The sequence below is a fragment of the uncultured Bacteroides sp. genome, from assembly GCF_905207245.1.
Taxonomy (GTDB): Bacteria; Bacteroidota; Bacteroidia; order Bacteroidales; family Bacteroidaceae; genus Bacteroides.
In genome coordinates this window covers 19225-38362 of the sequence record NZ_CAJLKP010000027.1, presented here as the reverse complement: position 1 = coordinate 38362, position 19138 = coordinate 19225, and the positions used below count along the sequence as shown (strand labels likewise).

The window sequence follows — 19138 nt, the reverse complement described above, 5'->3', positions numbered from 1 at the left end:
TACTTTCGCAAAGTCTCCAGACTTAAAACAGCTTGGCAGGATATTCACCTGCGTCCACTAAAGCCTGGATTTTATCTACAACGCTCTGGCGGTCTTCAGGATAAGTCACGCCAAACCATTTACTCGTAGTGTCAAGCACCTCGCACGTAGCAGTGCCGTCCTGAATCAACTTATCCACCATCAACGGGATGAAGAATTCGCTCTTCAGGTTCTCCATATTCTTCGGATCGCTCAGGAAGCTCTTGAAGAACTCGCAGCTATATCCAAAGTAATCGGGAGTGAAGCCCCAGAAGTTCATACTTACCGGAGTAGTTTCGGGAGTAGCTACCCACTCACCATTATCATCTACATATTTCACTTCGCCATTCATGCGCTGAATCTTAGTGCGTTCAACAACAGAAGTCAGCAGATTCTTGGCATCCGTGCCACAAAGCCCACGAGACACCGTACCACTATCGCTCAACGTGTTGCCGATACGGAAACCTACCATAGAGTATACATTCTCTGAACCTTCAAGCAGTGCAGAAAGGAACTTTCCCATCACCTGGAAAGAATCGCGACCATAGAAGTCATCACAGTTGATCACTGCAAACGGTTCTTTAATTACATCGGCACCCATCATTACAGCATGGTTGGTTCCCCAAGGTTTTGTACGACCTTCGGGACAAGTAAAGCCTTCGGGCAGGTCGTCAATAGACTGGAATACCAGTTCGCACGGAATGTGACCTTCGTATTTGGAAATAATTTTATCACGGAAGTCATTCTCAAAATCCTTACGGATAACGAACACGAGCTTACCGAATCCAGCGTTAATAGCATCGTAAATAGAGTAATCCATAATAGTCTCGCCATTGGGACCCAATCCGTCCAATTGCTTCAAGCCACCATAACGGCTGCCCATACCGGCTGCCAATAAGAATAAAGTTGGTTTCATATTAGTTATTATTAAAAATAGGTTAGTGTATCACTGTTGATTACGCTGGCAAAATTACAAAAAATATAACCAACAAAGGTAGACAATTAGTTCATAATTTAGTTCTATTGTACAAAACTTACAATTAGAACGGATAACCTATTGCAAAATGCCATGCCATGCCATCCTTGAACTTCGGAATATTATAATAGCCCTTCTTCCCAGTTTCATACGGATCGTGTAGTGCCACTCCCCAGTCCAAACGGAACACGAGGAAGTCCAGATCGTAACGCAAACCTGCACCTGTACCCAGAGCTATCTGTTTGGGGAAATTCTTTAAAGTGAGTTCTCCATTGGGCCGAGCCTCATCTTTACGCATCAACCAAACATTACCGGCATCAAGGAAGATAGCACCGTGCAAATCACCAAGGATACGAAAACGGTATTCTACGTTTGCCTCCATGCGGATGTCACCCACGTGGTTAATATAAGAATACTTCTTCTCCTTATTGGGCGGATAGCCACCGGGGCCGATACTACGTGCGGAATAAGCACGGATACTATTGGCACCACCTATATAGAATTGCTCGGTATAAGGCGCAGTGGTCGCATTTCCATAGGACCAAATCACTCCACCTGCAATGCGGGAAGCAATCATCTGATTCTTATCTATCCGGTAATGATAGCGGAACTCGGAATTCAACTTCAGGAACTGGGCAAAGGGGACGCCCATCAGTTTCTTATCTTCCTTGCTGAACGATTCTCCGAATGCACGGTAAATCAAGGAAGTCAGATTACCGGCGGAAGCCACCGTCGTCTGCCACCAGATAGGATTGCGAACAGTGCGCAGGGAAGCATTGTCGTAAGTATAAGTATATTCCATCTTAGGAATAAACTGATTACGGAGGCTGACATAGAGCGCAGGATTCTGGGCTTGTATTTCTTCAAAAGCCGTAGTGGGATTACGAAGTACATTGAACGTCAACTGGAAGGGTGTGATGCTATGCTTACGGGTGGGCACAGGCTGAAAATCGTATGTGACGTTTCCACCGAAAGCAAGCAGCTTGTAGTACTTGGCACGATTCATCTGGTCTATGTAGACACGGAAAGTGGTTGAAGCCGGAAAGTCATACTCCTTATCACCCATACGGGGGAAGACGATGCGCGGGAAAGTAAGTGCTGAAGACAATCCCAATTCGTAACTGTTCATCAGCGAACTGCTGTTCTTGCCCGTCTGCCATTCATAGGAACCGTTCACTTTCACATTCCAAGTCTCGCCACCACCGAAAACATTATTCTTGGTTACGGTGAAAGCGGCGCCGGGTCCCGTCTGGTTATTGCTTTTCATGGTGACGTTGAAGTCAAACTCTGCATCATACGGTTTATCCAATATGGCGCGAATATTCACGTCAAGGGTATCGGAAATGAGGGCGGTATCACGGGGAGTGTACTGCATTTCCAGATAGCGGAAAATGCCTACGCTTGCCAGACGCTCCTGGATACGGGTCTGACGATACTGGCTGTACAATTTGTCCGGACGGCGGCGCATGCCTCCCTTATCCAGTTCCTGACGCTTTCTTTGATAACCCTGATAGTGCAACCAGCGATAAAGCATATTGGGGCGTATCTTCAACTTATTGTAGTAGTGTATCCAGAAAGACTTATAATAAAGACTATCGTTCGGCATCTGTCCCTGCGGACCATGCAGATAGAAGTTGGTATTTCCTACGAAAAAAGGACGTTCGGCATCTTTCGGCAGACCGGGGACGGGTATTATGCGCAGACTAACGTGCCCACCGGGAACAAGCGTTGTGTCTGCCTGATAAGTCAGATAGTCGGGACGAAAATAGTAATAGCCCATATTACGTAACAGGCCACTGATACGGGTACGCTCACCATCAAGGTCGGTGACATTGAATTGTTCACCCGGACTGATGAGAGAGCGACGGCGCCCCAGATTGATGATACGCATGGTGGTATCGTTGAAACCACGATAATAAACGGTATCAATGAAGTATGGGTTGCGCATGTCGACAGTATATTGCAACTTGGCTTTCAGGCTGTCTTTGGGGTTCACAAAGGTTTGGTAGCTGACCTTGCCATTGAAGTAACCATAATCGTGCAGGATGTTCGTTGCCACCTTCTGGCGGATGTCCGGATTGACGGTGGACATAAATACAGGAGTAGCGGCAAAGCGATTGAATATCCACTTACCGAAACCTTTTTTATACTTGCTGAAGCCATTGTATACCCATAATCCGAAAGGAAAAGGGATGCGATATTCGGAGCTACCCAGCAGAGAGTTGTTGGGAGCTTTGGCAAGGGCTGCTTCTACTTCTTCCATTGCCGTCACACCAACCGGGGTCACGGAACGGTTCTCCACTATCATCGGCTTTTGTCCGGTGTAGAGCACTTCTCCTTCAGGCAGATGCTTAGTAGTGGAGCAAGCTGCCAGAAGCAGGGTTGCAATGAGTATATATACAAGTTTCTTCATCTTCTTTGCTTTATGTTTGCGGGTGTAACTACTCACCCCTACAAATTATCATTCATATTATTCACTTACCGGCTCTATTTTCTTTTTTCTCTTGAAAATGAACAACTCGCTTAGCTTATCCATCTTGCGGCGGAGTACAAGACCGACACCCGTCTCAGTGATTTCACCATCAAGCACACTTTCATAATTCTTGTTATGGAAAACGCGAACATAGCGCGTTCCACTGTTGTCCAGTCGATATTCCAGTGAGATATTGTCGATGAACGACTCTACATCATTCGTAGCATTGGCACCACTGGACACTTTTCCACCAATGATAACCTGCACACGGTCATTAAAGAAACGTTGCGAATAGCGGAAACTATAATCCGTTTGTTTATCACCGGTTTCGGCAGCAGTGCGGTCCTCAATACCGACACTGAGAGATGCATTCTTAAGGTTTCCGGTTAACGAATTAATCTGGCTTTGCAGTACACTGTTCAGTGCGGATCCCATAGTCAGTCCACCACCTTTCCCCCCATTGTACAGATACATGCCTGTGGCAAGCATGGTGATGGCCTGCTTGCTTCGCTCGTCTGCACTCATTGCCGCCAATTCATTCTGTACGCTGGCATCCTCGGGTGCGCTGAGGTTGAAACTCAGGTCGGGGTTTTCCAGACTGTTCTTAATGCTGATGGACACATCGAAGTTTACCATGCGTGAGCCACTATTGTCATCGCCGTCGGAGACGGAAGCGCGGACACGCTCCGTGGCAGTCAGGTTCAGTTTGGGATTCATCGGATTCCCCGTCCAGTCGACATAACTGCCATTGGTGAACTGAAATTCTTTCAAAGGAATCACAGGCAAGGCATACTTCATCATACCGCCAATCAAAGTATAACGACCGGACAACGTAAGATCGCCCTGTGGAGTATATTGCAGATTCAGGTCTCCTCCCCCTTCAAGTTCCACGCGACTACTACGGTCGGGACTGAGGTCGGCACGCAGGCGCACGGCATCGTCAATATGCACAGACATCAGCATATCCATACCGCCAAGCGACATGGTCGGTGTTTCCGTGGCCTGTACAGAAGTGGTATCCGTAAAGGAAGTGAACTTCACAAGCTCACCCAAGCGGTCCTCCACCGTCAGGGGAGAATCAGTCAACACATAGGTCACATCCGTATTACCCAGCAGATTCATATTCCCGCGCATGGTCAACGCATCCAGCGGACCGCGTACGGTGGCATTCAGGTCTACGAAGATTTTACCGTAGAGCATGCTTTCCTTGGTACGGGGCGCATCGAGTAAAGTATAATTCTGGGCACGCAGATTCAGTTTCGCAGTAGGCTTCTCCATATTACGGAAGTCCACATTACCGTCTATCGTAAAGGGATTCCGGCTGGTGGTGTATATGGCAAACTTATTAAAGATAAGCTGATTGTTTTCTATCTTCAACGGACGGTTGTCGAACCAATAGCGTGCGCCTGCCTGGCGGGCATAAACCGATACACTGTCCAACGAAAGGTCTCCACTCAACTTCGGCTTTTCCAGGGAGCCGTTGATGTAGAGCCCGCCATCAATATCACCTGTGAGGGCAACCATACGGTCGGGAACGAAAGCATTGGCAAGCGAAAGCGGGAAATGTTCAAAGGTGGTATTGACATCGATGGAATCGCGTCCGTTCTTCTGCTTCAGCACAGCATCGGCAGTCAATACTTCCTGATCTCCCGAACGGAAATAAGCGTTCAGGTAGTGAGTACCTGCATCACCCGGTAGCCACGTGGCACCCAGTCCGATGTTACCTACCGGCTGGCGTTCGTAGGTCAGGTTTTCCACACCGGCTTCCGCCGACACTTGCAGTGAAGTTGCCGTCTGTATATAATTTGCTTCTGCTGAGAATAGTCCTGTTATCCGTGGCATATAGGGCAAGATACCACTCAGTTTGTCCAGACGGAAACGGATTAATTCCAGATTAATGTTCTGCAAAGAAACGGTGTCCGACCTATCGGACTGCATACGGAAACAGAGTCCGTCATTGCTGTCCATGTCCACATTGGCATAGACTCGCATATTTTTGTGCAAGTAAATCCAGTTGTTGCCATCTACAAAATGGAACTTTTGGAAGGCAATGATGGGCTCGGCGGGCGTCAGGCGGAAAGCGATACCATTGCCCCTCCCCCTGCCTTCAATGAGTGGGCGGGCATTGACCCCGAGATCGAGACCGGTGTCTCCCTTGGCATCCACGTAGTTCAGAGTCAGTTCGGCATCATCGTTGCGGACTTCGCCCGTCAATGTGCTGCGGAATACAACCTGAGGATTCTTCGGCCCGTTGATAACACCGCCCTGCAACTTCATGCGAGCAGTATCCTGACTGATGGCAAAGAAGATGGTATCCAGTTGCAAGGAATCCATGCGCAGACCGTGTATAGCGGTCCGGCCATTGATACCCCGCTGGGGTGTGGTGCCGAAGCGCAGAATGAGATCATTAAAAGAAATATCCTTCGTTACCAGAAAGTAACTGACGGGATTCTGCTTGCCCGCTTTCAGTTGCATACCGGCCGAGGGGAGCGCCCGCCGCAGTTCGGCATGGTCAAGCTGCTTCTGTTCTATCTGTCTGGTGAGAAGTGTGGCGAAAGCACTGCCTTGGTCTATCAGTTTCTTCAGAGTGCTGCGGGCACGGAACTGGAAGTCAAGGTCGCCTGCATCCATCTTCATTTTGATGGAGTCGTGGCGTGCTTCCGCACCGAGATTGAAGGCGAAAGGATGCTTCAAGGGTTTGGGCGAAATACCCAACTCATGCAAGCCCACCTCCGTCACATTCATATCGAGTTTACCGTCCAGATACTTGCGGTCCAGACGCATATCGGCTTCGGCCTGCATCTTCAAGAGTGGGTTGTCACTCGCCAGGTGCACGGTGGCAAGAGCGGATTTCAATCCCGCCGTCAGGTCTATACCGGAGATGTGCCAGTGGCCGTATTGCAATTCGCCGAGGGAGGCTTTCAGGGTGGCCACCGTGCGGTGGTTGGCAGGGTCGAAGCCCTGGCCTTTGGCAGCAACTTTAGCCGAAAGGGTATAAATAGAGTCTTTGGGCAGGAAATGGTGCAGTTGCAGGGCATCCACGTTGAGGTCCGCCTGATAGGCTTCAGTTGCGGTGTTGTAGTGTGCCAGCAGGTTCAGCACGCCTTCGCGCTCTTTCAGCTTCAGGGTGGCATCGTACTTGGGGCCATCCATGGTGAGACGCGCCGTCAGATGCATACTGTCCGGCACCACGATGGAGCCATCCGGAGTGACACCTGTCAGGCCGGTAAGGAAGTTCAGATTCTGAGTGCGGATGTCGAGGTCGATGCTCCCGTTGCGGGTCAGACTGTCGGTGAGGTTCCATATTTCGCCGCCGCCGTCAAGGGTGAAAGCGCCCGGCAAATCCACGTTGAAACGTGAAATCTGCATCTGCCTGAAGTTACCTTCCGTTCCGGCACGAATGGTGAGGGGGCGGAAGGGATAGGCTTCCTTAAAAGTTTCAGGAAGTTCGCCAGCAAAGAGCATTACATCCTGCTTACCGATGCGGGCGTTGAAGCGGGCGGTCAATCGCCCGGTGGTAGGAATATCCACTAACTCCCAGTAAGTCTGCGCGGTGAAGTCCATCTCGCTATGCGGGGTGAGGAGCTTTAAAAACGGTACCTGTATCACAGTGGAATCAGCAAACACCCGTCCCGTCAGTGAGGTAACGCTCAGACCGGAACGTTCGTTCATGGAGAATTCGCGAATGACGGCGTTGATATTGTGCCCGGCGTAAAGCACGGAGTCTATGCCGATGCGTATATCCCGCAAGGCAATGTGCGAAGCATCGAAACCGGGAAGGGGCTTCACGGAGGTGCTGTCGGCATTGGCAAGGCTGCCGGTGTCGATAAGGCTGTTCAGTGCACTGGCAAGGTGGCTGCCCGTATCATAATTCACAGAGGTGCCGCTAAGCAGGAATTGCCTGAAACCATAGGCTTGGCGTCCGAGGTCAGCAGTGGCATCGTCTATTTCCGCCTCGCCCAGACGGGCGTCGAGGCTCATGGAGTCGAGAGGCATTTGCAGGTCTACGGAGACGTTTTTCAACGCTAGTTTGTGCAGGGCTATTTTCCAATTGAGAGTAGTGGCAGTAGTGTCCGGTTCGGCAGTGGTGGTGTCGTTCATCACTACCAACATGTGGGTGTCGCTCAGTTCTATACGATTGAGCACGACATCTTCCGTCTTCAGATTGATGCCATGGCTTTCGAGGAAGAAGCGGCCCAGCACACCTTTCAGGTGCATGCCTTCTATCAGATTGGCGGAATTTACGGAAACACCGTTCAAAGTTACTTCATCCACTTCCACCTGTCCCCGTATCAAGGGCCATGCCTGCACGCGCACGTTCAGGCTTTCGAGCAACAGCAAGGTGTCAGAGACTTGCCGCATGGCGAGGGTGTCACCGGGGACGGAAGCGATTTGTTTGTCAGCCTGCACAGGCTGTATCACCTGCACGCCGCGCACCAGCAGGTTCAACGGAAAGCGGAGGTCTATCCGCTCTACGGATATATCCATACCCGTAGCTTCGGATGCTATTGCAGTGGCCTGTTTCCGTATTAGGTTTTGTACGGGAGGCACGTAGAGCAATACCATCAGTATTACAAACAGTATAACAGGTGTAAGCAGTATCCATACTACCCATTTTATCCATTTTCTTCTCATGAGAGTATCATTCGATAGTCAGTGTTTAAATCGTTACAAAGTAAACAAATTCTCCTGACATTTAGTTCCCCATAAAGAAAAAAAGTCCAAAAAGCAGATGTTTCGAATAGTTGGTTTAATTAACTTGTAAATTGTCCGGGAACATATCGTATCTTGATTTTCTAATAGAGTTTCACAGCTTGTGTCAGCACTTCTTCTATAATGCTCAGTGCCAAAAGTGACTTTTCTTTTATCTCTTCGTTAAAAGGCACGCCGTGCGATGCTTCGAGCGCTTTCAGCAGAATTACGAGTTCATCAGCACCCAACAGCGTAAAGAGGGGGAGCATCTTGTGGCCCATAGCTGCGATGCCATCTGTGTCTTCCGCCTCAAGGGAATGCCGCAGGTGGTCAGTGTTAAGGCGCGTCTCGGTGACGAAACTTTCCAGAATGGATTTTGCCGCGTCGGCATCATCACCGGAGAAGGCGGTGAGGGCGGAAAAATTCAAAGTCGAAGTGCCGGCCGGTGTCGGTGTATCGGCGATTGACTCAGTTTCTGGAGGTGTTGCTTTCAGTTCCCCGGCTTCCTGTTTCAATTCGGCAAGCAACTCATTCACCATGAACGGTTTGTGCAGGCAGCCGGTGAAGCCGTGTTTTAGAAATTCATCCCGTTGCATGTCGCTGCGTGCAGTGACGGCAATTACAGGTATGGTCTTTGCCTGCGGAATATTCGAAGCACGCAACAGATTCAGCAGGTCGAAACCGTTCATTGCAGGCATCTGCACGTCAGTAAGCAGCACATCGAAAGTGTCGGTACGCAAGGCATCCAACAATTCATCCAATTGCAGGCAAGTGACGGAGGTTATGCCGCTTTGCGACAACATGGCGGAGGTGAGGGTGAGTTGGATACGGTCGTCATCAATCATGAGGATATGGAAAGATGAAGAATTAGAAATGAAGAATGAAGAATTACCTGACGGCGTGGGTGCGCAGCCCAATTCTTCATTCTTCATTCCCAATTCTTCATTCCCCTCCCTCTTCACCGGATAAAGCGGAACGCGAAGTGTAAATGTGCTCCCCTTTCCGGGCACACTGTCCACATCTATACGCCCTTCGAGTAACTGCACCAACATGCGGACGATGGACAGTCCCAGTCCGAACCCTTCTTCGCCCTGTGCTCCCGGCAGGCGGGTAAATTCCTGAAAGATACGTTCACGGTCGCCCGCCTCCATACCCTTGCCTGTATCGATGACAGAGAGCTTCAGGTGATTACCGGAGAAAGCAGGGTCATCCTTCGGTACAAAACAGGCTGTCAGTGTAATGCTGCCCTCCGAAGTGAACTTCACAGCATTGGAAAGCAGATTGTTGACAATCTGGCGCAAGCGCAGTGGGTCACTGATGAAGGTTCCTTTCAGTTCAGGGGCTATATCGCATTTCAGAGACAGTCCCTTGGCGGAAGTCAGTGGTTCGAAGCTGACATAGATTTCTTCCAGCAAGCGTGAAGGGTGGAAAGTGACACGATTAATCTCAGCTTTTTTCAGGTCGAGGCGATGGAAGTCGAGCAGATCGGTAACCAGTTTCAGAAGGTGTTCCGAGGAGGTTTTCATATTATCGAGGTAGAAGCGTTGCCGCTCATCTACAGTGAGACGTGAAAGCAGGTCGGCATAGCCCATGATGGAGCCTAAAGGGGCTTTGAAGTCGTGGGTGATGGCAAGCATCAGTTTTTCGCGGGAGGCGAGCAGTTCCTCGGCGAAGCGGTTGGCCTCTTCCAATTGGCGGCGGTAGCGGTTGCTACGGGTAATGTCGCGCCAAATCATGACAAGGAAGATGACGGACAACACTACGGCTCCCGCCGCAATACCCGAAATGATGGTTGCTGAACGATGGCGCACCGCCTTCTGATACTCGGCTTCTTCGCGGGCGCGGAGCAGGGTTTCCTGTTCATATCCTTTCAAGAGGCTGTCGATGCGGGCGGTCAGTGCATGGTCTAGGCGTTGCAGGGTTCGCTTGCGACGTTGCACCACGCTATTAGTCGCCTTCTTCTGTTGGGCAACAGTACGCAGTTTTGCATGCAGGGAATCGACGGGGTTGTAGGCATCGAGAATGGTATCGGTGGCCACTTCAAGGGTAGTCTGTACCTGCACGGCAGTATCCTTCTTGGGTGGCACGAAGACTTCGCCCAGACGGCGGAAGAAGCCCTTCTTCTTGGGTTGCGTCACAACTGTATCACGACGGGCAGTAACACGACGCTGCACACGTTGTTGAGTAATGATGGTATCCTGTTCGGCAATTATCTGCTCCACCTCACGGGCGGAAATCATGCTGTCGTTTGCTTCGCTCAGCGTGCGCAGTAGGCGGACGGTATTGGCATCTTTCTCCCGCAAAAGACCTATCAAGCTGTCGGTACGCAGGATGTCGCTAGTGTCGGAACTCATAAGGTTCTCCATCTCCCTGTGCACAAAGAACAGGGAGTAAAGCAAAACTGCCAGCAGGACAGCATAACCGGCAGCTATTTTCTTCTTGGAGACATTGTTCATATTCTATCACTTTTCTTTCATCTCGTCTTATAGCGGAACCGTAGCCAAAGCATAATGCCTGCGCTCGTCAACCCAAACGGAAACGCCATCCAGACACCGACCGTGCCCCAGCCCAGTACAAAACCGCATAGGTAACCCACAGGCAAAGATATAATAAAATAGGAGATAAATGCAATGAACATCATAGGTTTTACGTCTGCAATGCCGCGCAAGGCATTGGCAAAACTGATTTGCAGCCCGTCGCCAAACTGATAAACCAGAAACGGCAGGAACAGGGAAGACACCATGGCCGACACCTCCATGCTATCTGTGAACCAACCTCCCACCCTATTACGAAACAGGAACACAATGCTCAGAAGCACCACCGCCATTGCCATAATCAAATGGAAACCGGCATATGCCGAACGACGTACATTCACCATATCACTCTGCCCCTTGAAATTGCTGACACGAACCGCCACTGCCGCCCCCATCCCATAGAACATCATAAACGTGAACTGGGAAATGGTAAGCATAATCTGGTGGGAAGCCAAAGCAATGGTGCCCAACCACCCCACCATGATGGTACTGAGACTAAATGAAGCCGTCTCCATCCCCATCTGCAAACCAACAGGCCATCCAAGTGCATTGAGCCTCCTGAACATCTGTTTCGACCAACCCAGGCGAAGGAAACCCGCCTTATACCTCAGAAATCTGCGAGTACGGAAAATGATAAGTGCAAATACAATCACCATCACTATACGTGAGAACAGGGTGCTGATGCCCGCCCCCAGCAATCCCAATTCCGGACAGCCGAACTTCCCGTAAATCAGTACGTAGTTGCCGACAATATTCAATGCATTCCCGCCAAGCAGCACCCACATGGCGGTTTGCGTGTTGGTGATACCATCGGTAAATTGCTTGAAACCATTGAAGAGCATGACGAATACCAGCGATGCCAGCAGTATAAGGAAGTAAGGTTTTATCAAGGGAATCAGTTCCTCCGGTTGTCCCATGCGCTCTACATTGAAGTAGACGATGGTCATGACGAGTGTCAGCAGCAGGGCTACCAGCACATTGGCGAGCAGGCTGGAACGCAAGGCCTGTCCGGCTTCCATAAAGCGGCGGTTCCCGTAAAACTCACCCACCACAGGCGTCAGTCCGTAAGAGAAACCTGTGCTGAAAATGATGCAAAGCGTGAAAAGATTGTTGGTGAAAGAAGCGGCAGCCAGCTCCGCTGTGCTATGATGTCCTACCATTAGGGTATCGGCAAAGCCGAGGATGATGACACCCAACTGGCCGATGACGATAGGGAGCCCTAAATAAAACAGGGCTTTGTAATGGCCTTTGTATGTATCTATTAGATTCTTCATAAAAAACTACTCTTTCTTATAATATAGCACTACCGAGTTTTCCTCCCGGAAAGCCTCTTGTGCCACCCGTTTCAATTGTTCCGCCGTCACAGCGCGATACCGTTCTACTTCGCGGTCTATGTCTTCCGCCTGCCCGGTCAGTTCGAACCATGCCAGGTTAGTAGCTACATTCAGGTAATTAATATTTCCGAATATCTGAGTAGACTCGAATTTATTCTTCACTTTCTCCAGTTCTTGTTCCTCTATCGCTGTCTGCTGCAGCTTTTCCAACTCCTTGCACACAGCAGCCTCAGCCTCCTCCAACGACACACCTGCCGCCGGTTTTCCACTGATATGCAACAGTCCCGCATCACGCGTGCCGGAAATATAAGCATCAATACTGGAGAACAATTTCTGCTCCTGCACCAGACGACGGTTCAAACGACTGGAACGCCCGTTGCTAAGGATGTCCGAAAGAATATCGAACGCATAATAATCGGGATGTTCGCGGCTGCACATATGATAAGCCATAAAGAGTGCATCCAAAGGTACGGGACGCTCCACCACCTGTCTGCGGGCTTCCGTCTGTGCAATTTCCTGCGGCAGATTCCGCACAGGCACATCCCTGCGGGGTATCGGACCAAACCACTTCTCTGTCAACCTGACAGTTTCTTCCCATGAAATGTTTCCGGTGACGGCCAACACAGCATTGTTGGGTGCATAAAAACGGTAGAAGAATGCTTTCACCTCTTCCAGCGTGGCTTGTTCAATATGCGACAAGTCCTTTCCGATAGTAGGCCAGCGATATGGGTGCACCTGATAGGCCAATGGGCGGATGAAATGTCCCACATCCCCATAAGGCTGGTTCAGACAACGCTGTTTAAACTCCTCCATTACCACACCGCGCTGCACCTCAAGGCTTTGTTCATTGAATGCCAGGCTCAGCATACGGTCGGACTCCAACCAGAAACCAATCTCTACATTCGCTTTGGGAACGGTAAGGTAATAGTTAGTGATATCATTGTTCGTCCAAGCATTGTTTTCACCTCCTGCCGATTGCAGTGGGGCATCATAATCGGGAATATTCACGGAACCGCCGAACATAAGATGTTCGAACAAGTGGGCAAAACCAGTATGATCAGGATGTTCATCCCGAGCACCTACATCATAGACGATGTTCAGTGCCACCATCTGAGTACTGATATCCTGGTAATGCACCAGTCGCAAACCATTAGAGAGAGTGAGTTTATTGATTTTCATAAAATAGCGATTGTTACTTGTTAGCGGAATTAACACTTTTCGGAGCGGATTTGAATCAGTTGACAAGGGGAAGAGTTGACAAGGGAACAAGGTTCCATGCGGTATAGAAGCATTGCGCAGCCCCTTGTCCCCTTGTCAACTCGTCCCCTTGTTTCCTTCTCTTCTGTACCGGCTTGAATTAATTCCACCAACAGTTTAGTTCAGCACTGTCACCTTCTTGATCTTCACATCATCTTCCGGGCGATCGCTACGATCCGTTTTTACCTGTTGTATCTTATCTACTATATCCATGCCTTCAACAACCTCGCCGAACACAGTATATTCGCCGTCCAGATGCGGAGTACCGCCCACTGTAGTATAAGCTTTCACCTGTTCCGGTGTAAAGTGGAATTCCGGTTGCTTGGCAACTTCTGCCTCAGCCTGTGCAAACAATGTATCCTGCAAGTTCATCAACCCGTCCTGGTCATTCTCCTTACGCATCTTATAAATCTCCTTCATGTGCTTCTGTGCCAAAGTATTGAACACAGTTGTCAAACGGTTCTGATTCATCTGGTTCTCCATACCAAGCAAGGTAGTGTCATTGTACACCTTACCCGTAACAATGTAGAACTGGCAACCGGAAGACTCTTTATTCGGATTCACATTATCACCCTGACGTGCAGCAGACAATGCGCCTTTCTTATGGAAATACTTCGGATAAACAAACTCGGCAGGGATCGTATAGCCTACATCGCCCGCACCCAACATCTTGCCTTTAGGTGCATTCTTTGATTCAGGATCACCTGCTTGTATCATAAAATCCTTGATGACACGATGGAACAGCGTACCTTCATATGTTCCTTGTTCCGCCAATTTAATGAAATTATCACGGTGCTGCGGCGTCTCATTATACAGTTTCACAATGATGTCACCTGCAGATGTCTCAATCTTTAATTTAGTTTCTTCACTCATATTTCTATCTTTCTTTTGTCCCGACTGGCAGGCTGTTACACTGCAAATCAGTATGGTTAATATTACAATAAAATTCTTCTTCATAACGCTTTTTATTTAAATTAAGTTTGCAAATATACGATTTTCAGGTAAAACGGTTTACCTTTGTGTCTTAAAAGAGACAAAAGTTAAGGCAATGAAATCTATACTCATCGTTGAAGACGACATTACTTACGGTATGATGCTAAAAACCTGGTTAGGCAAAAAAGGCTTCCAGGTAACTTCCGTCAGCAGTATCGCCCGCGCCCAGAAGCATCTGGAAACGGAGGGTGCCGACTTGATTTTGTCCGACCTGCGTCTGCCCGACAAGGACGGCATCGATTTGTTGAAGTGGTTAGGAACTCAGGGTATGTCCATCCCACTCATCATGATGACGAGCTATGCCGACATCCAGTCGGCCGTGCAAGCCATGAAATTAGGTGCCAGCGATTACGTTGCCAAACCGGTAAATCCGGAAGAACTTTTGAAGAAAATAGGCGAAGCGATAAAGCAACCATCTGCTTCACCCAAACAGACCGTCCGTTCCGATAAAGGGGACAACACCCACTCACAAGCCTCAGGAAGCGGTTCTTCTGATTATCTGGAAGGAGAAAGCGACGCTGCCAAACAATTATATAATTATGTAAGGCTGGTTGCTCCCACCACCATGTCGGTACTCATCAACGGTGCCAGCGGAACGGGAAAAGAATACGTAGCCCATCGCATCCACCAACTCAGCAAACGTGCCGGGCAACCCTTTGTTGCCATCGATTGCGGCTCTATCCCTAAAGAACTTGCCGCTTCTGAATTCTTCGGACACATAAAAGGTTCATTCACCGGAGCACTGACGGACAAGACAGGCGCTTTCGTTGCTGCCAACGGCGGGACTATCTTTCTGGATGAAATAGGCAATCTCAGTTATGAAGTACAAATACAACTATTGCGAGCCTTGCAGGAACGGAAGATTCGTCCGGTAGGTTCCAATAAGGAAATCACCGTAGACATACGTTTAGTTTCGGCCACCAATGAAGATCTGGAGCAGGCTATCGAAAAAGGAACCTTCCGCCAGGATTTGTTCCACCGAATCAACGAATTCACCCTGCGCATGCCCGAACTGAAGGACCGCCGGGAAGATATTCTTCTCTTTGCAAACTTCTTCCTCGACCAAGCCAACCGCGAGCTGGATAAACAATTGATTGGTTTCGACGACGCGGCATCCAAAGCACTGTCAGAATATCACTGGCCGGGTAACCTCCGGCAGATGAAGAATATTGTGCGCCGTGCTACCCTGCTGGCACAAGGCAAGTTCATCACCCCGAACGAACTGACCGAACTTCAAGAGCCTATCCATACCCACATAGGTTTACCCCTGCGCAATGAGGAAACAGAAAAACAAAAAATTATCGAGGCATTGCGACAAACGGGAAACAACAAAAGCCGGGCAGCACAGTTGCTGGGTATTGACCGGAAGACGTTGTACAATAAATTAAGTTTGTACGACATAAACTTATAATTCCACACGCTTTGGCTACGGCTTTAGTATGGTGCAGACCACCACAGTGTGGAATTTTTCCACACTTGTTTCTACACTTTCCACACAATTCCACACTGTGCCACACTTTCCCCACTCACCAACTTCACTAATAATCAACCACTTGCCTATCATCAGTTCCTCTTGGCACAACCTTTGCAACTATTCATATGTAAGCGACAAGCTTCCCCAAAAAAGAGGAAACCTAAACTTTAAACTTAGAAATATATATAGTATAACACTTAAAAAGCAAATGATTATGAAAAAGTTAGTATTAGTAGCAGCCCTGTTTATGTTTGTTTGTGGTGGTTCTTTCGTGGCAAACGCTCAGGATCCCGTGAAGACTCAGCAACCGACAACGGAAAAGACTGATGAACCTAAGGCAACTGAGCCTGCCAAGGAAGAACCCAAAGCAGAAGAACCGAAAGCAGAAGAGCCCAAGACAGAAGCTCCTGCAACGGAAACGCCTGCAGCAGAAACACCTGCACAGCCTGCCAAATAATAGTAAGCACGCTAACATACAAAAGCCGCTCCCTACTTGTCTATTCTGGGGAACGGCTTTTGTTGTTTCTGACCAATACCTATTTATAAGTAGCAAAATCCACAACTCTACCCACAATTTACCTATATATAGCGATTTCCCACGTTTCCCATTCTACATAACTTTGCAAACAAATCCATAAAGATGTTTCGCAAAGTTCTTTATATCATAACAATTCTGTTTATCAATCACTTATCTGCCTCTGCCCAACATGGTTACACCCTCACCGGAACTATACAAGATGCGCAGACCAAAGAGCCTTTAAGTTTTGCCACCATTCAATTACAGACTGCGGATAAGACTTGGTATGGCGCTCTCAGCGACCAGAACGGAAAGTATTCTTTCTCCAAATTATCAGCCGGAACATATACAATAACCGTATCTTATCTGGGATATGACAAGTTAACAAAGACTCTCTCTATCTCCAAAAATACAACCCTGTCTTTCCAACTCACTTCATCGACCCTAGCACTGAATGAGGTAGTGATTACCGCTTCGGAGTCGAAAGGACTGACCAGTGCGTCAAGAATAGACCGCAGGGCAATGGAACATCTGCAACCGACAAGTTTCACCGACTTGCTGGAGTTGCTTCCCGGCGGAAAGTCCGTTGACCCGAACATGGGCAGTGCCAATCTGATAAAAATCCGTGAAGCCGGAAGCACCAGCGAAACCATCGCCTCTTTAGGAGTGGGATTTGTGGTGGACGGCATGACCGTAAACACTGATGCCAACTTGCAATACCTGCAAGGAACAAATCAAGGTGACAAAGAGTCCGTATCCAAAGGTGTAGATATGCGTACGCTTTCAACAGACAATATAGAAAGTGTGGAAATCATCCGGGGAATACCTTCTGTAGAATACGGAAACCTGACCGGAGGATTAGTAAACATCAAACGGAAATCAAGCGCCTCTCCCCTGACTGCACGTTTCAAAGCAGACCAGGTAAGCAAACTGTTCTCCGCCGGAAAAGGCTGGGCAATCAGCGGCACCAATGTACTGAATCTGGATCTTAGTTATCTGGATTCGAAAGTAGATCCGCGCGACAGCCGTGAGAACTACAAACGCATCACCGCATCCGCCCGTCTGAATACTAACTACAAAGCAAAGATTGGACACATAGACTGGCGTATCAACGCCGATTATACCGGTTCATTCGACAATGTGAAACGTGATAAAGATATTACCGTAAAGGAAGATTCTTACAAGTCCTCTTATGATAAAATGACGCTGGGCGGCGAATGGGTGTTGAAGCGCCCCGAGCACTCTTTCTTGCGCCAGCTGCGTGCCAACGCATCCGTTTCGCAAGAGTTCAGCAAGATAAAAGAACGGAAGTCGGTATCACTGGACCGCCCCACCGGTATCCCCAACAGCACGGAACAGGGAGAGGCGGACGGACTTTACCTTCCTTATAACTACGTAGCCAATGTATTGGTGGACGGCAAGCCTTTCTATGCAAATGCCAAAATAATCGGCGATTTCGCCTTTCACTGGATGAAAAGCTCTCACACGCTGAAAGTCGGTGCGGAATGGAATCTGAGCAAGAACTTCGGAGACGGACAGGTATATGACACCACCCGCCCGTTGAACACCTCATCGACCACCCGCCCCCGGAGTTATAATGACATCCCGGCACGGCAGGACGTATCCGTTTATGCAGAAGAGCAAATGAAGCTGCCCCTCGGCAAGCATGAACTGTTCCTCTCGGCAGGTGTACGCGCCAACTCTCTGTTAGGCTTATCCGGCGACTATGCTATTCAAGGCAAAATATACCTCGATCCCCGCTTTAACCTGAAGTGGCAACTCCCCGCACTGGGTGCCAACGAGGACTGGCTGATCGACATATCCGCCGGCATCGGTTGGTTGTCAAAGCTCCCGACCACCGCACAGCTATATCCGGATGCCAGATATGTGGACGTAGTGCAACTGAACTACTACCATAACAATGCCGACTATCGCCGCATCAACATGATGACCTATAAATGGGACAATACGAATTATAACCTGGAACCTGCACGCAACCAGAAATGGGAAGTGCGCCTGAATGTGGCACATAAAGGAAACCAATTCTCCGTCACCTATTTTCAGGAACGCATGAACAATGCTTTCCGCGATATTTCCTATTACCGCACACTGGCTTACAAGAAGTACGATACTTCTTCCATCAACTCTTCCGAACTGACCGGTCCGCCCACACTGGAAGGTCTATCCTATGCAGAAGATACTTTAATCAACGCCTACAAAATGGCCGGAAACGGTACACGTGTACGCAAGCAGGGTGTGGAGTTCACTTTCTCGTCCCAACGTATCAAGCAACTGAAAACCAGATTCACCGTCACCGGCGCCTGGCTAAAAACAACTTATAGCAATAGTATGCCCGAATATAAAGAGTCATCCATCATACTGAACGGAGAACAATTGCAATATGTAGGTCTGTATGATTGGGAAAGTGGTTCCACCAATGAAGTATTCAATACGAATGTCACTGCCGACACCTATCTGAACAGAATAGGAATGGCTTTTTCTGTGACAGCACAGTGCACTTGGTACACCGCCTCACAAAGCCTTTGGAACAACGGAACACCGGTGAGTTACGTGGATAAAGGAGGAAAAGTACATCTCTTCACAGAAGCTGACGCCACGGACGTGCAGTTGCAACATTTAGTAAACAAATATGCCGACGATTACTTCAACCGCAAAGTGGTTCCCTTTGAAATGGGCATCAATCTGAAAGCGACCAAAGAAATCGGGAAGTATATGCAACTGTCATTATTTGTAAACCGCTTGCTGAACGTAGCACCCATATATCACAGTGGTACGAGAGAGGTCAAGCGCACTTATAACCCATACTTCGGGATGGAAGCCAACTTAAGATTTTAACAAGTATAAAAACA

General features: G+C 48.8%; 10 protein-coding genes. 3 read left to right on the top strand and 7 right to left on the bottom strand.

Annotation, left to right across the window (positions count from 1 at the left end; all coding sequences use genetic code 11):
• Positions 1-22: 22 nt before the first annotated feature.
• The 7 genes from QZ135_RS10345 to QZ135_RS10315 all read right to left on the bottom strand — a co-directional run bounded on the left by QZ135_RS10345 (position 23) and on the right by QZ135_RS10315 (position 14241).
• The gene (locus QZ135_RS10345) at positions 23-934 is read right to left on the bottom strand and encodes a nucleotidyltransferase (protein WP_294608660.1); all 912 of its coding nucleotides are present in this window, start codon (positions 932-934) and stop codon (positions 23-25) included.
• A gap of 124 nt (positions 935-1058) precedes the next feature.
• Entirely contained in the window at positions 1059-3407 is a 2349-nt protein-coding gene (locus tag QZ135_RS10340; RefSeq protein ID WP_294608658.1) for a BamA/TamA family outer membrane protein, read from the bottom strand.
• 57 nt (positions 3408-3464) lie between these two features.
• Positions 3465-8102, bottom strand: coding sequence for a translocation/assembly module TamB domain-containing protein (locus tag QZ135_RS10335; protein WP_294608656.1), 4638 nt, complete (start codon positions 8100-8102; stop codon positions 3465-3467).
• Positions 8103-8263: 161 nt separating this feature from the next.
• Positions 8264-10615 carry an ATP-binding protein gene (locus QZ135_RS10330; protein ID WP_294608655.1) on the bottom strand — a complete coding sequence of 784 codons (2352 nt, stop codon included), beginning with the start codon at positions 10613-10615 and terminating at the stop codon, positions 8264-8266.
• Positions 10616-10632: 17 nt separating this feature from the next.
• Positions 10633-11967, bottom strand: coding sequence for an MATE family efflux transporter (locus QZ135_RS10325; protein WP_294608654.1), 1335 nt, complete (start codon positions 11965-11967; stop codon positions 10633-10635).
• Between the two features lie 6 nt (positions 11968-11973).
• Positions 11974-13206 (bottom strand): pitrilysin family protein, encoded by a 1233-nt coding sequence (locus QZ135_RS10320; RefSeq protein WP_294608653.1) that lies wholly within the window; start codon positions 13204-13206, stop codon positions 11974-11976.
• A gap of 195 nt (positions 13207-13401) precedes the next feature.
• A complete protein-coding gene (locus QZ135_RS10315) occupies positions 13402-14241 on the bottom strand; it encodes a peptidylprolyl isomerase (protein ID WP_294608652.1) in 840 nt (279 codons plus the stop codon).
• Positions 14242-14332: 91 nt separating this feature from the next.
• Between QZ135_RS10315 and QZ135_RS10310 the strand changes: the two genes are divergently transcribed.
• The 3 genes from QZ135_RS10310 (at position 14333) to QZ135_RS10300 (ending at position 19124) form a co-directional block, all read left to right on the top strand.
• Positions 14333-15688, top strand: a complete 1356-nt coding sequence (locus tag QZ135_RS10310) for a sigma-54 dependent transcriptional regulator (protein WP_294608650.1) — start codon at positions 14333-14335, stop codon at positions 15686-15688.
• Between the two features lie 277 nt (positions 15689-15965).
• Complete coding sequence (locus tag QZ135_RS10305; RefSeq protein WP_294608648.1) at positions 15966-16208, top strand: hypothetical protein; 243 nt, start codon at positions 15966-15968, stop codon at positions 16206-16208.
• A 183-nt stretch (positions 16209-16391) separates the two neighbouring features.
• A complete protein-coding gene (locus tag QZ135_RS10300) occupies positions 16392-19124 on the top strand; it encodes a TonB-dependent receptor (RefSeq protein WP_294608646.1) in 2733 nt (910 codons plus the stop codon).
• Positions 19125-19138: the final 14 nt, after the last annotated feature.